The sequence below is a fragment of the Pontibacter locisalis genome (genome assembly GCF_042684605.1).
GTDB lineage: Bacteria > Bacteroidota > Bacteroidia > Cytophagales > Hymenobacteraceae > Pontibacter > Pontibacter locisalis.
In genome coordinates this window covers 164,906-182,582 of record NZ_JBHULU010000021.1, presented here as the reverse complement: position 1 = coordinate 182,582, position 17,677 = coordinate 164,906, and the positions used below count along the sequence as shown (strand labels likewise).

Sequence of the window (17,677 nt, the reverse complement as noted above, 5' to 3'; positions counted from 1 at the left end):
CAACTACCTAATCTACATATCTTAAACCAATGACAAAAAAAGGATCTACAAAAAGCATCCCAAACTGGAAAAATCGTTTGACGATTCTACTGTTTGGAGTTGCTTCTTTCTGTGCTGTTGAGGCATCCGCACAGTACAAACCAGAAGGAACAAAGCAGGCAGCTTTTATTGATAAGGCCAATATGGACCTTACCGTAAAGCCCGGCGATGACTTTTATACTTATGCTAACGGTGTTTGGCTGAGAAACAATCCCGTACCGGCAAAGGAAACTCGCTGGGGCAGCTTTAACCAACTTCGCGATTTCAATATTGTAGCTGTTAGAACGATACTGAATGATGCAGCAAATAATAAAGGGGCTGCTTCCGGTTCTATTGAAAAGCGTGTAGGTGATTTCTATGCCGCAGGTATGGACAGTGCCACAATAGATAAGCTAGGCTATACACCTGTCAAAGCTGATCTGAAGCGTGTGCGCAAAGTTAAAGATGTAAAAGGTTTACTTAATGAAGTAGCCTACTTAAGAACTTCCGGTGCTGCCTCTCCTATGTTCGGCTTCTATGTTGGTCAGGATCGTAAGAACCCCAACAACATGGTGCCACAGCTTAGCCAGGGTGGTACAACATTACCGGATCGTGATTACTATCTGAAAGATGATGCCCGTAGCCAGAAAACTCAGGCTGCTTACAAGGAGTACATCACCAAACTCTTTAGCCTGACCGGCGTTTCTGAAGGTGAGGCAAAAAAGAATGCAGAAACCATTTTCAATTTAGAGAAGAAGCTGGCTGCTGCCCAGATGGCACGCGTGGAGATGCGTGATCCATACAAAACTTATAATAAATTTTCTGTAGCCGATTTCAGCAAAACCACTCCGAACATGGATTGGAAATCGCTGATGGCTAAAATGAAGGTAAGCGGTCAGGACACAATCTTAGTAAACAATCCTAAGTTCTTTACAGAGCTAAACGGTATGCTTACAAACGTACCAACCGCTGACTGGAATACTTACCTGCAGTGGAATGTATTGAAGTCTGCGGCACCATACCTGAGCACTGATTTCGTAGATGCTAACTTTGCGTTTTCACAGGCATTGACAGGTCAGAAAGTACAGACGCCGCGCTGGCAGCGTATGTCATCGCTAACCGACGGCACCATTGGCGAACTGTTGGGGCAGCTGTATGTGAAGAAGCATTTCAAGCCTGAGGCTAAGGCCAGGATGAATGAGATGATCGCTAACCTGATCAAGGCTTATGAGATCCGTATCAATGGTTTAGAATGGATGAGTGCTGAGACGAAGGAAAAAGCTTTGGCGAAACTTCATGCCTTCCGTCCGAAAGTAGGTTATCCTGACAAATGGAAAAACTACGAGGGTCTGGAGATCAGCCGTAAATCTTTCTTCCAGAACGTTCGCAACGCTGGCCAGTGGGCTTATAACGACATGGTGGGCCAGTTGGGCAAGCCAGTAGACAGAGAGAAGTGGGGTATGACCGCTCCGACTGTTAATGCCTATTACAGCCCTGTGATGAATGAGATAGTGTTCCCGGCAGGCATCCTGCAGTTCCCTTTCTTTGACCCTAATGCGGATGATGCTGTGAACTATGGTGGTATTGGTGCAGTTATTGGTCACGAAATCTCTCATGGTTTCGACGATTCAGGCAGCCAGTACGACAAAGACGGTTCTCTCCGCAACTGGTGGACGACAGAAGACCTTGCTAAGTTTAAAGCTAAAGCGCAGGACCTGCAAAAGCAGTATGATGCTTACACGGTGCTGGACACTATTCATGTAAATGGTAAACTTACGCTAGGTGAGAACATTGGTGACCTTGGTGGCTTAAGTGCTGCTTACGAAGCCTTTAAAATGACAAAGCAGGGACAGTCTAAGGAAATGATTGATGGCTTTACTCCTGATCAGCGTTTCTTCCTGGCCTGGGCCCAAGTGTGGCGTACAAACATTTTACCTGAAACTGCCGCACAACTAATTCTTACTGACTCTCACTCCCCAGGGCAATACCGTACTATTGGCGCCCCTGTAAATATGGATGCCTGGTATGAGGCATTTGATGTGAAGCCAGGAGATAAACTTTACAAAAAGCCAGAAGACAGAATCAGAATCTGGTAATTATATTGTTTACTGGTTCTTCCAGTGAAGAAAGGAAAGGGGTTTGATGGAAACATCAAACCCCTTTATCTTTTTCCTTAGGTATAGCACAGTAGAAGTCTCTATCCTGTTTTTATCTGTGTTCGCTAGCTGTTAGCAACTCCTATATCTTGGTTATACTATAATTTTTTGCTTAGTTCGTGTTGCAACAAAAGTAGCTGGCACAGATTTGCTGCTAAACTTAACTTTTTGTTGCATTAAAATTATTATTTACTCCCTTATTAAGCCCCTACATGGAGCAAATCACTACGCAGGAACCTCTAATTACCAATGATGCAGTCGTTCTTGGCATACTAGTCATCATACTGGCATTTGTATTCAAAACATCGTCTAGCAATCACCCTTTTTTCAGAAAGTTTTACTCTGTAGTACCATCGGTTCTACTATGTTACCTCATCCCTAGTATTCTTAATTCATTTGGTGTTATCTCGGGGGAACAGTCAGGACTCTACCATGTTGCCTCACGTTACCTGTTACCTGCCAGCTTAGTTCTATTTACCCTAAGCCTCGATTTGAAAGAGATCTGGAAACTACGCCACAAGGCTGGACTAATGTTCCTGACCGGCACGGTTGGCATTATGTTGGGAGGTCCGATTGCTGTTATGATTGTAGCGGCCTTTGCTCCTGACATAGTTGACGGTGAGGGCCCGATGGCTGTTTGGCGAGGTTTATCTACCATTGCCGGCAGCTGGATTGGAGGTGGTGCGAACCAATTGGCCATGTTTGAGGTGTTCAAGCCTGACCCAAACCTGTTCTCTGCTGTGATAGCCGTAGATGTAATTGTAGCCAATGTCTGGATGGCGGTTCTGCTTTACGGAGCAGGAGTCAGTGAACGCATTGACAGGTTCTTTAGAGCAGACAGCACAGCTGTAAATGACCTGAAGGATAAAATAGAAAAGTACCGACTCGGCATTATGCGTATTCCCAACCTATCCGACACTGCAATGATTGTAGGGGTAGGTCTTGGCGTTACGGGAATAGCTCATTTCTTCGCAGACATTATCGCCCCTTGGATTGAAGTAAATGCACCCTACCTGGATAAGTTTAGCCTTACCTCTGGCTTTTTCTGGATCGTTGTGCTTGCCACTACACTAGGTGTTCTTTTATCATTTACAAAGGCCCGTGACCTGGAGGGAGTAGGTGCTACACGAATAGGCAGTCTTTTCCTGTATATCTTAGTCGCCACCATTGGTATGCAGATGGATATACTTGCCATCGTTAGCCAACCTGGTTTATTTCTGGTCGGGCTCATATGGATACTAGTTCATTCACTACTGCTGATAATAATTGGGAAGTTGGTGAAGGCGCCGTTCTTTTTCCTGGCAGTTGGGAGTCAGGCAAACGTAGGTGGGGCTGCATCCGCTCCTATTGTAGCAGCAGCCTTTCATCCGGCATTAGCACCGGTAGGAGTGTTATTATCTATCTTAGGGTATGCAGTAGGCACTTATGCCGCCTATCTTTCCGGGCTCATGATGCAGATTGTAGCCCCTTAATCTGATAAAGTAGATCCCATTTATAAGCAATCAATTTCCTTCATAGTACAGTTGGTTTAGTGACATTAGTCACTGCACTGCAGGTATAAAAAAGAGAAATTTGCTTTGTAATCATTTTTGAAAAACCATGAAAGTAGAACAAATCTATACCGGCTGCCTTGCCCAGGGAGCCTACTACATTGAGAGCAACGGTGAGGCTGCTATCATCGACCCGCTGCGTGAGATTAAGCCTTACCTGGAGAGAGCAGAGAAAGACGGAGCTAAGATAAAGTACGTCTTGGAGACGCATTTCCACGCTGACTTCGTTTCAGGGCACCTGGACCTGGCTAAGGCCAGCGGCGCCCGAATTGTCTTTGGTCCTAATGCAAGCCCCACTTTTGATGCGCACATCACATCGGATGGCGAAGAGTTGAAAGTGGGCAAAGTGACTATTAAAGTATTGCACACGCCTGGCCACACGATGGAATCCACTACGTACCTCCTAAAGGATGAGAATAGCAGGGATTACGCCCTTTTCACCGGTGACACGCTCTTTATAGGGGATGTTGGCCGCCCGGACCTGGCAGCAAAATCAGACCTGACAAAAGAGCAACTGGCAGGGCACCTGTACGACTCACTTCGCAACAAGATCATGCCGCTTACTGATGATGTAGTTGTTTACCCGGCTCATGGAGCTGGCTCAGCTTGCGGTAAAAACATGAGCAAGGAAACGTTTGACACCCTGGGAAACCAGAAAAAGACGAACTATGCCCTCAGAGCGGACATGACAAAGGAAGAGTTTGTAAAGGAGGTGACAGAAGGCCTGCTTCCTCCTCCGGGTTACTTCCCTATGAACGTGAAGATGAACAAAGAAGGGTATAACAGCATTGACAGCGTAATGAACCTGGGGTTACAGGCTTTATCGCCAGATGCTTTTGAGGCTGCCGCCAATGAGACAGGAGCACTTATACTGGACACGCGTAAAGCACAGGATTTTGCTGCAGGCTGTATTCCTAACGCTATCTTCATTGGTATCGACGGAGGCTTTGCCCCTTGGGTAGGCACCCTTATCCCGGATATCAAGCAGCCCATCCTGTTCGTTGCCGACGAGGGCCGAGAGGAGGAAGTGGTAACAAGACTTGCGCGCGTAGGGTACGACCACGCCATCGGTTACCTGAAAGGAGGCTTCGCTGCATGGAGAGAGGCAGGCAAAGAAACAGACACTGTCACCTCTATCACAGCGGATACCCTTGCCACTAGCTTTGAGCAGGACATCAACATCAATATTATAGATGTGCGTAAGCCGGGTGAGTACCAGGCAGAGCATTTAGAAACTGCCGTTAACAAGCCTCTTGATTTTCTGAATGAACACCTGGCAGAGTTGCCAAAAGATGAGACGCTTTACATTCACTGTGCTGGCGGATACCGCTCCATGATTGCAGCTTCTATTCTAAAGGCACGTGGCTATGATATGTTAATCGATGTGCAAGGTGGCTATAAGGCAATTTCTGAAACAAACCTGCCGCGCACAAATTTCGTGTGCCCGAGCACCCTTCAGTAAAGGCTAAAAAGTAAGGTGGTAAAGGTACTCAAAGTCTTTACCACCTCATTTCTCTATAGACTATTCGATCAATATACCCATTTTGCCCATCTGGTAGTCACGCATGGCCTGCATGATTTCTGTCTGGGTGTTCATCACAAAAGGACCATGCGACACTACTGGCTCTTCCAATGGTTTTCCTGCCATTAACAGGAGGCGGGTGTCTTTTTTCGCGGTGATAGTGAAGTTCTCACCATCTTTATTTAGCACGAGCAGGTGGTGTCCGTCTACTTCTCCAAAACCTTCGTACCTCACTCTTCCATCCAACAGGTATAAGAAGGCATTATAATTTTCCGGAACGGGAAAGCAATAAGTTGTTTCAGCTTTCATCTCTATCCGAAGAGCCAGTATAGGAGTAGGTGTCTTTATCGGGCCTACAATACCCGCAAACTCTCCTGTAACAATTCTAATTCTTACTTTACCTCCCTCTATCTCCAGCACAGGCGTATCTTCAGCCTGTAGCGGTATGTATTCCGGCTGATTCATTTTGTGAGACCTTGGCAGATTCACCCAAAGCTGAATAATCTCCTGTTCTCCTCCCCTTTCATGAATATCTGCCGGAGGCCGTTCACTGTGAATTACTCCCATACCTGCCTGCATCCACTGGGTTCCTCCTTCATATACCACACTGTTGTTGCCCCGTGAATCGCGGTGGTGCACTCCCCCTTTGTACACAAAGGTAACCGGTGAAAAGCCTCTGTGGGGGTGGGGCCCCACCCCAGACTTTTGCGGAATAACTCCTTCTGGAACCCTGGAAACATGGTGGTGCAGCAGCAGGAAAGGATCTATTTGGTTTACCTGCTGGGTAGGGAACGGCTGCCGTACCGGCATTCCTCCCATGTCTACCACTTCAGCGTATAGCATCCGTTCAACTGTTCTGTTCTTCATCTTATTATGCGTGGTTACACTCTGCAAACATTTAAACTGCACTCCTGCTTGTTAGTTTCAAAGAAAGAGACCAAACTTAAACTGCTCCGCTTCAGGCATAAACCCAGGATTTAAAGAAGAAATTATGATTGTAAGCTTCAGATGCTAAGAAATAAGTCCTTTTTGGAAAGCATATCGGATAAGGGTGGCAGTGTTTTTTGTTTGAGTTTTCTCCAAGAGGTTCTGCCGGTGTGTTTCAATTGTTCTTTTGCTGGTATATAGCCTTTCAGCTATATCAGCATTGGTGAGCCCCTCTGCAATCAGGTTCAGTATTTCTAACTCCCTTTTAGTCAAATCCTTTACCTCTTTCTGATTCGAGACATTAACATGCACTTGAACAGGAACATCAGCATGTTGTTTTCGCAACAAATCAAGGGTAACGTTTGAGCAGATATAGGAGGTCCCTTTAGCTACCAAGCCAATCGCGGATATCAGTTCGTCTTTACCGGTGTCTTTTAGCAAATAACCTGTAGCCCCGGCCTCCATCGCCTCGTGAACATATTGTTCGTAATTAAGCATTGATAGCACTAATACTCTTACATCAGGAAAATGAATCTTTATATGCTTAATTGTATCTACTCCACTCTTTCCAGGCATATTAAGGTCAAGCAGTACTAAATCGGCGGTTATTTCGGATAGCAGCTTTATCAACTGTTCTCCATCTGCAGCTTCACCAACCACTTCAAGGGCATTTTCAATTTTCAGAAGCGCTTTTATTCCGTCCCGTATTAGCTTGTGATCATCAGCAAGAATGATTCTTATCATATGTGTTGTTTTATAGCTGAAAGTGTAGGGGTATGGGTAGTGTACAGGTTAAGGAAAGGATTCTAACCTCTCAAAAGGTTGTTAAAGATTCACTATTAAATACTTTTGCACAATTTATATGCTATTTAATATATACGTAATTATAAAAATACGTATTTGACGCAGTATCAATTAATTATTATTTTATTACATTAATTGCACATATTTAGATACATTTGATTACTACACTAACTTAACTTATTATGAAACAGGCTTACTCACTTCTATTATTTCACTTTTGTCCATCCCATCAGTCGCTATTCTGGTTTTGCCAGTTTGTTGGCATGAAACCATACAGGCTCGTGCAGGGAACCGTACCTGTTGTTTTCTAAAATAATAGCACCTTTCGCCAAGGAGCTTTGTCAAAAGGAACCTGAAGATGAAAAAGTTTGAAGCTGATGTAGAAAAGGACAGAGACCTAAGTATTGTAAGACTCTCGGGTGAATTAGATGCGAACACAGCTGTTTCAGCTGATGATGCACTACAAAGCGCTATAACGAAGGATTGCAAAGGGTTAGTGATTGACTGTAGTGAACTAGAATACATTTCTTCTGCCGGTCTTGGTGTTGTACTGGCTACCATGCATGCCTGTAACCACAATAGTATTAAGCTTGCTTTTTTTGGACTCCAGCCTAAGATCATGAACGTGTTCAGCATTCTGGGAGTGGAAAAAATAGTAAGCATAGCCAGCACAGAAGAGGAAGCCTGTAAACTAGTGGGTGGCTCCTAAAGCTTTACTCTCTGTTATTTGTTCTCCTTCTTTATCAATATTATCTTATTTGCCGTGAATGCAGGGGAACATAACTGAAAAAGCCGGATACATTTAAAAATGTATCCGGCTTTTTCAGTTATATTGGGTATGCTTCTATTTACCAGCTTTGATGGTGCCAGGTGTTATCCCTGCGCTCAGATTCTCTGCGTCTATCTTGGAAGTTCCGGTCATGGACACTTCTGTCAGAAGAGTACCGGTCTCCATACCCTTCGTTGTCCCTGTCTCTGTTGTAGCCATATGTATCGCCTCGTGAATAACCATGCTGGCTACTGGCATTTCTGTAATCTCTGTTCCTGTCATGAACTGACCCACTTCGGTATCCCCCACCATACCCTGACGAGGACACAAAATCATCAGCGTTTCCTCCGCCTCCACTCATGGCTCCATAATCTGAAGAACCGCCAAAGCTTCCATGGGAGCTATAATTTGATCCACCAAAGCCGGAGCCACTATAGCCTCCAAGTCTACCAGATCCATACCCCTGTTCGCGTTGTGCATTTCGTTCACGCTCCATTTTCGAACGCCTGTCCTCGCTCTCAGAACTTCCTCCAAAGCTGAAGAAACCATATCCCTGCCTGACATTATCCAGCCTATGTCGGTCTCCCCTCACATTTTTATAGTAGTTGTCCTCCATCTCATAATCCCGGTTTCTGTAGCTCCTGGCCCTGTCATCCTCATTCCGGTAATGATTGTACTTACCGCCCCTATAGCGATCTTCATACTCCCGTCCAAAGTCGCCGTCTCGGGTATTGCGGTCAAAGTCTCTTCTGTTCTCTTCTGCCCCAAGCCCGCCGTGGTAATATCTATTTCTGGTGTCTCTATCCATTTTAATATTTGTTTAGATGATACAATAGTGTACCCTTTCTAAACGCATTTCACTGGCATCTGTTTAGCACCTTTACCCTACAGCCATAAATCAGAAAGACCCGGACAATGCCCAGGTCTCTCATTCCATGTTATATTGCCAAAAAATTATCAGCTCATAGTTTTAGTCCCGTGGACCATAGCCTGTAGTAAAGTAGCCATAGGTATTGCGGCGAGGAACATCACCAGCTTCATTAAAATTTCCTCCTTCTATTGTAGGCTCAAACCTACTACCACCTTCTATGTCTGAGCTACTAAATTTGCCCTCTTTTACATTTCCGCTTTCATAGGGTGAGTAGTAGCCAAGATCACCTTTTCTCCTATCTTTATAAGGACGAGGACCTCCGCTGTGATTTCCGTACCTGTTTCTGTAGGTAGAAGTACTGGAGTGTTCATGGGTACTAGGGTAGCTTTTCATTCTAAGTCCTGGAACAGATTCAGAACCACGTCTGCCCGCATTGTTTAAGGCAGCATTCCAGTTACTTTTAAAAGGATCATACAAGTCTCTGTACTCCTTCCGCTGCCTGCTTTCGTAAGAATCCTGCTGGTAATCTTGTTCAAAGGAGCCGTTCGCATAACTCTCCTGCTGATAATTTCTGTTCATGGCCATACACTATTATAAAATAAACAAATTCTTGGACTTTAAACGTAACTTCCGATAGGCGGTTTTAGTTTCTTTCCTGCTAATCAACATTAATCCTGACATCAAATTCACGAGGGTATGAAGAATTTTATTGTTTAAACGTAGATCATGAAAACAAGGCTATCAAGCATTTACACAAAAATCTATGAATCAATGTTTTATGCAAAAAGAAATACATATTGGAACATCGGGTTGGCACTATAAACATTGGATGGGTAACTTTTATCCTCCTGAATTAAAGAGTAAAGATTTTACCTCTCATTACACACGCTTCTTTAAAACCGTTGAGATTAATAACTCCTTTTATAGACTTCCTTCCTCCGGAACGTTTTTAAACTGGCGCACTTCTGTACCCGACGATTTTCTTTTTGCTGTAAAGGCAAACCGATTTATCACCCACATGAAAAAGCTGAAAGACCCACAAGAAAGTTTGGACCGTTTCTTCACTAATGTAAACGCCTTAGGAGAAAAGCTTGGTCCTATACTCTTTCAGCTTCCACCCGGGTGGAAAGTAGACACGGAAAGGCTGCAGAACTTCCTTTCGCTACTGCTCTCCTACTATACCTATACCTTTGAATTCAGACATGAGAGTTGGTATACGGAGGATGTCCTGCAATTACTTAGAGACTATAACGTAAGCTTCTGCATCTATGAGTTGGCAGGTCTCATGTCGCCTATTGAGGTAACTGCCGATGTGGTTTATGTAAGGCTTCATGGACCAGGAGGTAGATATGCTGGCAGTTACGATGAAAGTGCCCTAAGGTGGTGGGCCAACACCTGCCTGGAATGGCAATCTGCCGGACTGGAGGTGTTTATTTATTTCGATAATGATGAGGCCGGCTACGCTGCATTCAATGCACAAAGACTGCAGGAACTGGTACAGAACAAATTAATGTAGGAACATTAAACAAACCGCAATCTTATGATGTTGCACAGGTGATATTTACAAAATGCTAAAATTCTATGGCCTGCTATGTAGTAAATATTACTTTTATGGCATCATAGCTTTTATTTCACTAAGAATAAAAATGAGTAATATAACAACTGATATATGTATCGTAGGGGCAGGTCCTGTTGGGCTTTTTGCTGTTTTTGAAGCTGGATTGTTAAAAATGAGGTGCCATGTGGTAGACGCTTTGCCTGCCGTTGGTGGTCAGCTTACAGAGATTTACCCGAAGAAGCCTATTTATGACATACCTGGTTTTCCGGAAATTCTGGCTGGTGATCTGGTACAGAACCTACAAAAACAGATTGCCCCTTTTCATCCTACCTTTACCTTAGGCGAACGGGTAGAGCATCTCGAAAAACAGGAAGATGGCTCCTTTATAGTAACAACTGTGGCAGGCACAGAGATAGCCTGTAAAGCAGTAGTAATTGCCGGAGGCCTTGGCTCTTTTGAGCCTCGCAAGCCTGCCATTGAAAACCTGGAGAGCTTTGAGAATAAGGGGGTAACTTACATGGTACGTGATCCCGAAGACTTTAAGGATAAGCGCGTGGTGTTGGCTGGCGGTGGCGACTCAGCTCTGGATTGGGCTATATACCTGGCGGGAATCTGTAAAGAACTGACACTGGTGCACAGGGGCACGTCTTTTAGAGGAGCTCCTGAATCAGCAGCTAAGGTCACCAGCATGGCCGAAGAAGGCCAGATAAAACTAATACTTAAATCAAATGTAACGGAAGTACATGGGAGTCATAAGCTAGACAAAGTAACTGTAATGGTCAACAATGAAAGTCCTTACGAGATTGAAACAGACTACTTTGTCCCGCTCTTTGGGTTAGTGCCAAAGCTAGGCCCCCTTGAAAACTGGGGACTGGAACTGGAGAAGAATGCCATTGTGGTAAACACCACCGACTACTCCACAAATATTCCGGGTGTTTATGCTATTGGTGATATAAATACTTATCCGGGTAAGTTAAAGCTAATTTTATGTGGCTTCCATGAGGCGGCTCTGATGGCTCAAAGCGCTTACAATATCCTATACCCGAATAAAAAGTTCGTTCTAAAATATACTACCGTTAACGGAATTCAAGAATTGTAACATGGAAGACGCAATAACTATATTTGTTGAGCAGGACAACGGCGAACGCATTGCCCTGGAAGCTCCTACTGACATGGGGCTGTCTGTGATGGAAGTACTGAAGGCGAACGAGTTTGATGTGCAGGCTGTATGCGGAGGAATGGCCATTTGTGCTACCTGCCATGTAGAAGTGCTACAAAGCGGACCTCTGCCCGAAATGAATGATGATGAGGCCTATATGCTGGAATCACTGCCGCATGCAACAGATAGCAGCCGCCTTTCCTGCCAATTGAAAGTAAATCCGGAACTGGATGGACTGGTGGTTCGGATAATGCCTGAAGCATAAATGTTAGAAGGAGGCTAAAGCCTCCTTCTTTATTTTACAGTCGGTAAAAAAGGTTTTAACAAACTATACTCGTTCTAAGGGTACTGTAGGTATAAAAATAAAGTGATAAAATCGTCCTCAGCACCCGAAAAGGACAATCTTATCACTTTATGTAGCGGTAATTACCAGGTTAATCAAAGGATTAAACTTAGCGTTACAGCTTATGGCTCAACCAACTTGATTTATAAAGCTGTTTCGTTATCTATTGTTACCGCTTTTATACTTTACGCCCTCGTGTAGCTATAGTTATATTATTTAAGTGTAAATTCACAAAATTCAGTCTTAATACTTCTATTACTAGGTGTTTATACTTAGCTACAACAGCGATGAACCTTGTACTTGAAAGTCTTAAATCGTTACCACCCACTAGCCAGCACATCGGCAATATGCATAGTTCGTATAGGCTTACTCTGCTTTTGTATATACGCCTCCAGGTGCATCAGACAGCTGCTATCCGTAGATACAATGTAATCAGCACCTGTAGCAATAGCGTTCTCCACTTTTTGCTCTGCCATAGCCGTTGAAATAGCTTCGAACTTAACGGCAAAAGTACCACCAAAACCGCAACAGGTTTCACTGTCTTCCATCTCTACCATTTCCAAGCCTTGTACACTACTTAGTAAAGCTCGCGGACCTGCTTTTATTCCGCACTCGCGAAGCGCACTACAGGAGTCATGGTAGGTGAATTTGCCCTCTAACACGGCTCCAGGTATACTTGTTATCCCCATAACATCTGTCAGAAACTCCGTCAGTTCATACACTTTTTTCTGCATGGTGCGGTACTTAACAAGGTTTGAAGATTTCACGAAGATATCCTGGTAAGCATTACGGACCATCCCCACACAGGAAGCCGAAGGGGCCACAATGTAATGAGATGTTTCGCTCGAGAAATCGTTCAGGAACTTAGTCGCCACTTCACGGGCCTCATTAAAGAAGCCGGCATTGAAAGCTGGCTGACCGCAGCAAGTCTGGTTAGGATTATAGTTTACCTCGCACCCTATCTTCTCCAGTACCTTCACCATGTTCATACCAGTCTCAGGGAAGAGTTGGTCTACAAAACATGGTATAAAAATATCTACAACTATTCTTCTTGCCATAATCAGGAAAAGACAACACTTGACTCAGCCAGTGCCCTGTCAAACGCTGCTTTGTTTAGGTTCAAATTTAAACCAATATTTTTGAAGTAGCCGACTAAATTTTCTGTTGCCATGTTGCCAACCAGTTCATCTTTAGCCATTGGACAACCACCATACCCTCGCATGGCTCCATCAAACCTCCTGCACCCGGCTTTGTAAGCTGCCTCTACCTTTTCTTGCCAGGTAGTGGGGGTTGTGTGAAGATGTGCCCCAAACTCTACCCCTTTGAAGGCAGGAATAAGATGCCCAAACAGGTAGGAAATGTTCTCGGGATTTGACACACCAATAGTGTCTGACAGCGAAATAATTTTTACCTCCAGCTTATGCAGTTCCTCAACAAACCGAATAACGGTTTCTGCATCCCAGGGATCATTATAGGGGTTACCGAAACCCATTGAGATATAGGTTACCAGTTTTTTGCCATGCTTATGGCATATTTCCTGAATTTGCGCCAGTTGCTCCATAGCCTCTGCAATACTCTTGTTTGTATTGCGCTGCTGAAAGGTTTCAGAAACAGAAAGCGGAAAGCCGAGGTAGTCAATCTGCTTATGCTGTGCCGCATCATCGGCTCCACGCACATTGGCAATTATTGCCAGCAGTTTAGAATTCGTTTTCTCCAGTTCCAGGTTTGCAAGCACCTCAGCAGTATCACTCATCTGCGGAATTGCTTTCGGGGAAACGAAACTCCCAAAATCTATGGTATCAAAACCTACTTCTAAAAGAGTGTTGATATAGGCGATCTTTTTCTCTGTTGGTATAAATTCTTTGATGCCTTGCATGGCATCCCGGGGGCACTCAATTATTTTCATAGTAGCGTTACTTCTATCTTTTGTCCTTTAGTAGGGTATCATTCAAATATACAAATTATACAGCCTCCTTCTTAAACCATCGGTACTGTTTCTCTATTTTATAAGTTAAACTATTCTTTCTAACTTAAAGAAGAATTTTGTGAGCCACATATGACCCATATCCGAAACAGTACAATCTTAATTACTGGTGGCGCTTCAGGCATCGGGCAGCTAATGGGACAAATGAGCCTGGAGCGCCAGGCCAGGTGCCTTATCATCTGGGACATTAATCCAGCCCAATTGCAGTCAGCAGCATCACGTTTAACCGAAAAAGGATACCAGGTTTTCCCTTTTGAGGTTGATGTGGCAGATGCCGTACAGATCCAGAAAGCCTCAGAGCAGATCATACGTGAGATTGGTGTTCCTGATATTATCATTAACAATGCCGGCATTGTAGTAGGAAAAACCTTCGCCGATCATTCATACGCTGACATAGGCCGGACAATCAATGTCAATGTACTGGGCGTAATGTACGTAACCAGGGCTTTCTTACCTGGAATGCTTACCCGTGGAACCGGACACATTGTAAACATTGCCTCGGCTGCCGGCCTGTTACCAAACCCGCGCATGAGCGTATATGCCTCAAGCAAGTGGGCTGTACTAGGTTGGTCTGAAAGCTTACGGCTGGAATTGGAAGAGCATTATCCGGAGTTGCACGTCACTACGGTTACACCCAGCTACATTGACACCGGCATGTTTGCGGGTGTTAAGGCTCCGCTGCTAACTCCTATCATTAAACCTCAAGCTATGGCAGCAGCCATTCTTAATGCTGTGGAGAAAAACAAAATTCTGTTAAGAAAACCTGCCATTGTTTACCTGTTGCCTGTACTGCGTGGCATACTTCCTACCCGTTTATTCGACCTGGTCGTTGGCCGCCTGTTTAACGTATATTCTTCCATGAATCATTTTGCAGGTCGCCCAACTGCAGAAGCCCTTACTTCACACAAACCAAAAGCTTAAAGCTATGGATAAACCCACACATGAAGCTAAGACAACTCCTTCCCCACCCGAAACAGCTAAGGAGCGGGTTCAGCAACTGGTTCAGAAGCAGCGAAGCTTCTTCGAAGGGCATGGCACCCTGGATGTTGAGTTCCGGAAGCAGCAGCTTCAGATACTGCAGAAAGCCATACGAAAGAATGAGCAGAAAATCATTGATGCTATGTATGCCGACTTTCGGAAGCCTCCCTTTGAGTCTTTCGCCACTGAAATAGGCTTTACAGAAATTGAATTGAAGCACACTTTAAAGAACCTGAAAAAGTGGGCAAAGCCGAAGCGGGTAAAGGAAACAATTCTGAACTTCCCGGCTAAAAGCTACATCTATCCAAAGCCTTATGGGGTTGCCCTGATTATTGCTCCCTGGAACTACCCCTTTCAGCTCATGCTGGCACCACTCATTGGTGCTATGGCAGCAGGCAACTGTACTATCCTTAAACCTTCAGAAATAACCCCCAACACATCTGCTGTAATCGCAGAGATTATTCGCCAGAACTACAGTGAGGAGTATATAGCTGTTGTTGAAGGAGGTGTGGAGACAACTCAACACCTGCTGGATGAGCGGTTTAATTACATCTTCTTTACTGGCAGCACCAAAGTAGGGAAGATCATTATGCAGGCTGCTGCAAAAACCCTAACACCAGTTACCTTAGAATTGGGAGGTAAGAGCCCGGCCATAGTTACCGAAGACGCTGACCTGGAGTTAGCTGCAAGGCGAATTACGTGGGGTAAGTTTATTAACGCGGGCCAAACGTGTGTTGCTCCTGATTATGTGTTGGTGCAGGAGCAGGTAAAAGAGGAATTCATTCAACTGGTTTCTCAAACCATTCATAATTTTTATGGAGACGATCCTTCGAAGAGCCCTGACTTTGCCCGCATTGTAAACAGGAGTCACTATAACAGGCTAAAAAGTTATTTGCAAGATGGGAATATGCGGACCGGGGGAGAAACAGATGAGAACTCTTTCTACATTGCTCCAACTGTACTTGACCAGGTAACCTGGCAGCACCCGGTTATGCAGGAAGAAATATTTGGGCCGATACTCCCGGTGCTTTCGTTTACGAGCCTGAATGATGCCATTGAGACCGTAAACGGTGGGGAAAAGCCCTTGGCTTTGTATCTGTTCTCTTCGTCTAAGAACAAGCAGGACGTAGTATTGAGGTGTGCTCACTTCGGGGGTGGCTGCGTTAACGATACCCTTTCCCATCTGGCAAACCCAAACCTTCCGTTTGGAGGTATAGGTGAAAGTGGCATGGGAAGTTATCATGGACAAACAAGCTTTGACTTATTTTCGCACCAGAAAAGTGTGTTACACCGTGGTACCTGGCTGGACCTCCCACTACGCTATCCCCCTTACGCCGATAGACTGAAGCAGCTTCAGAAATTCTTCAAGTGGCTCTGATACACCGGGTATAATTCGGCAGCAGCGGTGCCCCTGCAAAGAAATATATAATTCTGCGTATACAATCACGGACTACACGTATGCATGCAGAAACTATCACGACTATGGAAAACCTTACTGCTTACCTCGACGATTCACTGGTACCACTTGAACGTAAGATAAAAGAGTACCTGGAACTTGAAGGTAAAATCAGAAAGCTGGAAGTTGAAATAATAAACCTGAAAGCTAAGGCAACAGCACCTGGCAACCATCAGAAGCAGGAAGAGGGAACTACAGAGGCTAAGTCATCAGAAGATAATCTGAAGGAAGATGAACAGCTTTTGGATATCATGCTCCAGCGCTACAGGGAAATGCAGAACGAAGTGATAAAGATGCTACCGGAGCAGAACAAATTTATTGAAATTGACTTGGGTTATGGCCCAAGTATGGTAGGTTACTTTACCGTTGACCTGGAAACACATACCCAGCTTCCGGAACCTGTGCTGCGTGTTGTACATTGACTCCTTCTGCGTAACCGTCTCCTAAATTCTTTAACACAAATGCCTTAAATCATAACCATTCATGGGCTTTTTGCTTTTGTACTTATCTGTTGCTCTGTTTTTTTCTTTTCTATGCTCACTGCTCGAAGCATCTCTGCTTAGCATTACCCCTTCCCATGCCACTATCCTCAGCAAAGAAAATCCATCACTGGGTGAAGATTTGCACCACTTTAAAGAGAATATAGACAGGCCTCTTGCAGCCATACTTACCTTAAATACCTTTGCCCATACGATTGGAGCTGCCGGCGTGGGTGCACAGGCGCAGTTGCTATGGGGTGAGGAAGCCTTGACAATCGTATCTGTAGTACTGACCATCGTTATACTCATTTTCACTGAGATAATTCCTAAAACACTGGGAGCTAATTACTGGAAGCAGCTAACCCCTTTTACTGTCCGGACACTCAAAATATTGATCTATTCCCCACTTTACCCTATTATTATTCTGTCGCAGTTCATCACCAAGCGCCTCAAAACAGAAAAGGGCCGTAGCGTATTAAGCCGTGCTGATTTCACGGCAATGACAGAAATAGGAATCAAGGAAGGTATCTTCAAGAAAGGAGAGTCACAGATCATCCAGAACCTTCTGCGATTTAATAAAATACTGGTTCGCCATATCATGACACCCCGGACCGTTATAGTAAGCGCCCATGAAGACACCACTATTGTAGACTTCTTCAAAAGCTTTCCGGACCTGCGCTTCTCCAGAATACCTATCTATAAAAGTAACCTGGATGATGTGTCGGGGTATGTTCTAAAGGATGAGGTAATGTATAAGCTGATCAATGATGAGGGGCATCTGCCGTTAAAATCAATCTCCAGGAATATACAGGTAGTTACAGAGCATATCCCCATCCCTACTGTTTTTTCCCGCTTGCTTGAAAAGCAGGACCAGATTGCTTTAGTGGTAGATGAGTACGGTGGTACGGCCGGTTTAATTACAATGGAAGATATTATTGAAACACTTCTTGGAATGGAGATTGTTGATGAAATGGACCAGATTGCAGACCTGCAAACCTGGGCCCGTACCAATTGGGAGAAACGCGCCAAGCGCCTTGGCTTTAAACCGGAGCAAGAATAGGGGTTAGAAACAGCTCTTAAAAAAGCCTGCTGCAGATCTCTGC

The 17,677-nt window shown here is 44.6% G+C and carries 17 protein-coding genes; 11 read left to right on the top strand and 6 right to left on the bottom strand.

What is annotated here, in order from left to right; genetic code table 11:
• Positions 1-182 precede the first annotated feature (182 nt).
• From ACFSRY_RS14815 to ACFSRY_RS14805, 3 genes are all read left to right on the top strand, one after another.
• Positions 183-2,114: a M13 family metallopeptidase gene (locus ACFSRY_RS14815; protein ID WP_377511210.1), complete on the top strand. Its 1,932-nt coding sequence runs from the start codon at positions 183-185 to the stop codon at positions 2,112-2,114.
• Positions 2,115-2,386: 272 nt separating this feature from the next.
• Entirely contained in the window at positions 2,387-3,646 is a 1,260-nt protein-coding gene (locus ACFSRY_RS14810) for a DUF819 family protein (protein ID WP_377509268.1), read from the top strand.
• Between the two features lie 127 nt (positions 3,647-3,773).
• Entirely contained in the window at positions 3,774-5,186 is a 1,413-nt protein-coding gene (locus tag ACFSRY_RS14805; protein ID WP_377509265.1) for an MBL fold metallo-hydrolase, read from the top strand.
• Between the two features lie 60 nt (positions 5,187-5,246).
• Here ACFSRY_RS14805 and ACFSRY_RS14800 read toward each other — a convergent pair whose 3' ends face one another.
• Positions 5,247-6,113 (bottom strand): pirin family protein, encoded by an 867-nt coding sequence (locus tag ACFSRY_RS14800; protein WP_377509262.1) that lies wholly within the window; start codon positions 6,111-6,113, stop codon positions 5,247-5,249.
• 144 nt (positions 6,114-6,257) lie between these two features.
• On the bottom strand, positions 6,258-6,917 hold the full coding sequence (locus ACFSRY_RS14795) for a response regulator (RefSeq protein ID WP_377509259.1): 660 nt from the start codon (positions 6,915-6,917) through the stop codon (positions 6,258-6,260).
• Positions 6,918-7,335: 418 nt separating this feature from the next.
• Here ACFSRY_RS14795 and ACFSRY_RS14790 point away from each other — a divergent pair, with 418 nt between their 5' ends.
• Entirely contained in the window at positions 7,336-7,686 is a 351-nt protein-coding gene (locus ACFSRY_RS14790; RefSeq protein ID WP_377509256.1) for an STAS domain-containing protein, read from the top strand.
• A 139-nt stretch (positions 7,687-7,825) separates the two neighbouring features.
• Here ACFSRY_RS14790 and ACFSRY_RS14785 read toward each other — a convergent pair whose 3' ends face one another.
• Both ACFSRY_RS14785 and ACFSRY_RS14780 read right to left on the bottom strand, forming a co-directional pair.
• Positions 7,826-8,554, bottom strand: coding sequence for a hypothetical protein (locus ACFSRY_RS14785; RefSeq protein ID WP_377509253.1), 729 nt, complete (start codon positions 8,552-8,554; stop codon positions 7,826-7,828).
• A 162-nt stretch (positions 8,555-8,716) separates the two neighbouring features.
• A complete protein-coding gene (locus ACFSRY_RS14780; RefSeq protein ID WP_377509251.1) occupies positions 8,717-9,196 on the bottom strand; it encodes a hypothetical protein in 480 nt (159 codons plus the stop codon).
• Positions 9,197-9,395: 199 nt separating this feature from the next.
• Here ACFSRY_RS14780 and ACFSRY_RS14775 point away from each other — a divergent pair, with 199 nt between their 5' ends.
• The 3 genes from ACFSRY_RS14775 (at position 9,396) to ACFSRY_RS14765 (ending at position 11,599) form a co-directional block, all read left to right on the top strand.
• Positions 9,396-10,133, top strand: coding sequence for a DUF72 domain-containing protein (locus ACFSRY_RS14775; RefSeq protein WP_377509248.1), 738 nt, complete (start codon positions 9,396-9,398; stop codon positions 10,131-10,133).
• A 130-nt stretch (positions 10,134-10,263) separates the two neighbouring features.
• The gene (locus ACFSRY_RS14770) at positions 10,264-11,274 is read left to right on the top strand and encodes an NAD(P)/FAD-dependent oxidoreductase (protein WP_377509245.1); all 1,011 of its coding nucleotides are present in this window, start codon (positions 10,264-10,266) and stop codon (positions 11,272-11,274) included.
• A 1-nt stretch (position 11,275) separates the two neighbouring features.
• Positions 11,276-11,599, top strand: coding sequence for a 2Fe-2S iron-sulfur cluster-binding protein (locus ACFSRY_RS14765; protein WP_377509242.1), 324 nt, complete (start codon positions 11,276-11,278; stop codon positions 11,597-11,599).
• A 395-nt stretch (positions 11,600-11,994) separates the two neighbouring features.
• Here the strand turns inward: ACFSRY_RS14765 and ACFSRY_RS14760 are convergent, their stop codons facing one another.
• Positions 11,995-12,735: a (Fe-S)-binding protein gene (locus ACFSRY_RS14760; protein WP_377509239.1), complete on the bottom strand. Its 741-nt coding sequence runs from the start codon at positions 12,733-12,735 to the stop codon at positions 11,995-11,997.
• A 2-nt stretch (positions 12,736-12,737) separates the two neighbouring features.
• Entirely contained in the window at positions 12,738-13,583 is an 846-nt protein-coding gene (locus ACFSRY_RS14755) for a hydroxymethylglutaryl-CoA lyase (RefSeq protein ID WP_377509236.1), read from the bottom strand.
• A gap of 150 nt (positions 13,584-13,733) precedes the next feature.
• Between ACFSRY_RS14755 and ACFSRY_RS14750 the strand changes: the two genes are divergently transcribed.
• From ACFSRY_RS14750 to ACFSRY_RS14735, 4 genes are all read left to right on the top strand, one after another.
• Positions 13,734-14,582, top strand: a complete 849-nt coding sequence (locus tag ACFSRY_RS14750; RefSeq protein ID WP_377509233.1) for an SDR family oxidoreductase — start codon at positions 13,734-13,736, stop codon at positions 14,580-14,582.
• Positions 14,583-14,586: 4 nt separating this feature from the next.
• The gene (locus ACFSRY_RS14745; RefSeq protein ID WP_377509230.1) at positions 14,587-16,017 is read left to right on the top strand and encodes an aldehyde dehydrogenase; all 1,431 of its coding nucleotides are present in this window, start codon (positions 14,587-14,589) and stop codon (positions 16,015-16,017) included.
• A 104-nt stretch (positions 16,018-16,121) separates the two neighbouring features.
• On the top strand, positions 16,122-16,517 hold the full coding sequence (locus tag ACFSRY_RS14740) for a hypothetical protein (RefSeq protein WP_377509227.1): 396 nt from the start codon (positions 16,122-16,124) through the stop codon (positions 16,515-16,517).
• A 61-nt stretch (positions 16,518-16,578) separates the two neighbouring features.
• Positions 16,579-17,634, top strand: coding sequence for a CNNM domain-containing protein (locus tag ACFSRY_RS14735; RefSeq protein ID WP_377509224.1), 1,056 nt, complete (start codon positions 16,579-16,581; stop codon positions 17,632-17,634).
• Positions 17,635-17,677: the final 43 nt, after the last annotated feature.

Bases quoted from the DNA above. Each gene is read 5' to 3' on its own strand.
- ACFSRY_RS14815 (WP_377511210.1), top strand. From the start codon at position 183: ATGGACCTTACCGTAAAGCCCGGCGATGACTTTTATACTTATGCTAAC.
- ACFSRY_RS14810 (WP_377509268.1), top strand. From the start codon at position 2,387: ATGGAGCAAATCACTACGCAGGAACCTCTAATTACCAATGATGCAGTC.
- ACFSRY_RS14805 (WP_377509265.1), top strand. From the start codon at position 3,774: ATGAAAGTAGAACAAATCTATACCGGCTGCCTTGCCCAGGGAGCCTAC.
- ACFSRY_RS14800 (WP_377509262.1), bottom strand. From the start codon at position 6,113: ATGAAGAACAGAACAGTTGAACGGATGCTATACGCTGAAGTGGTAGAC.
- ACFSRY_RS14795 (WP_377509259.1), bottom strand. From the start codon at position 6,917: ATGATAAGAATCATTCTTGCTGATGATCACAAGCTAATACGGGACGGA.
- ACFSRY_RS14790 (WP_377509256.1), top strand. From the start codon at position 7,336: ATGAAAAAGTTTGAAGCTGATGTAGAAAAGGACAGAGACCTAAGTATT.
- ACFSRY_RS14785 (WP_377509253.1), bottom strand. From the start codon at position 8,554: ATGGATAGAGACACCAGAAATAGATATTACCACGGCGGGCTTGGGGCA.
- ACFSRY_RS14780 (WP_377509251.1), bottom strand. From the start codon at position 9,196: ATGAACAGAAATTATCAGCAGGAGAGTTATGCGAACGGCTCCTTTGAA.
- ACFSRY_RS14775 (WP_377509248.1), top strand. From the start codon at position 9,396: ATGCAAAAAGAAATACATATTGGAACATCGGGTTGGCACTATAAACAT.
- ACFSRY_RS14770 (WP_377509245.1), top strand. From the start codon at position 10,264: ATGAGTAATATAACAACTGATATATGTATCGTAGGGGCAGGTCCTGTT.
- ACFSRY_RS14765 (WP_377509242.1), top strand. From the start codon at position 11,276: ATGGAAGACGCAATAACTATATTTGTTGAGCAGGACAACGGCGAACGC.
- ACFSRY_RS14760 (WP_377509239.1), bottom strand. From the start codon at position 12,735: ATGGCAAGAAGAATAGTTGTAGATATTTTTATACCATGTTTTGTAGAC.
- ACFSRY_RS14755 (WP_377509236.1), bottom strand. From the start codon at position 13,583: ATGAAAATAATTGAGTGCCCCCGGGATGCCATGCAAGGCATCAAAGAA.
- ACFSRY_RS14750 (WP_377509233.1), top strand. From the start codon at position 13,734: ATGACCCATATCCGAAACAGTACAATCTTAATTACTGGTGGCGCTTCA.
- ACFSRY_RS14745 (WP_377509230.1), top strand. From the start codon at position 14,587: ATGGATAAACCCACACATGAAGCTAAGACAACTCCTTCCCCACCCGAA.
- ACFSRY_RS14740 (WP_377509227.1), top strand. From the start codon at position 16,122: ATGGAAAACCTTACTGCTTACCTCGACGATTCACTGGTACCACTTGAA.
- ACFSRY_RS14735 (WP_377509224.1), top strand. From the start codon at position 16,579: ATGGGCTTTTTGCTTTTGTACTTATCTGTTGCTCTGTTTTTTTCTTTT.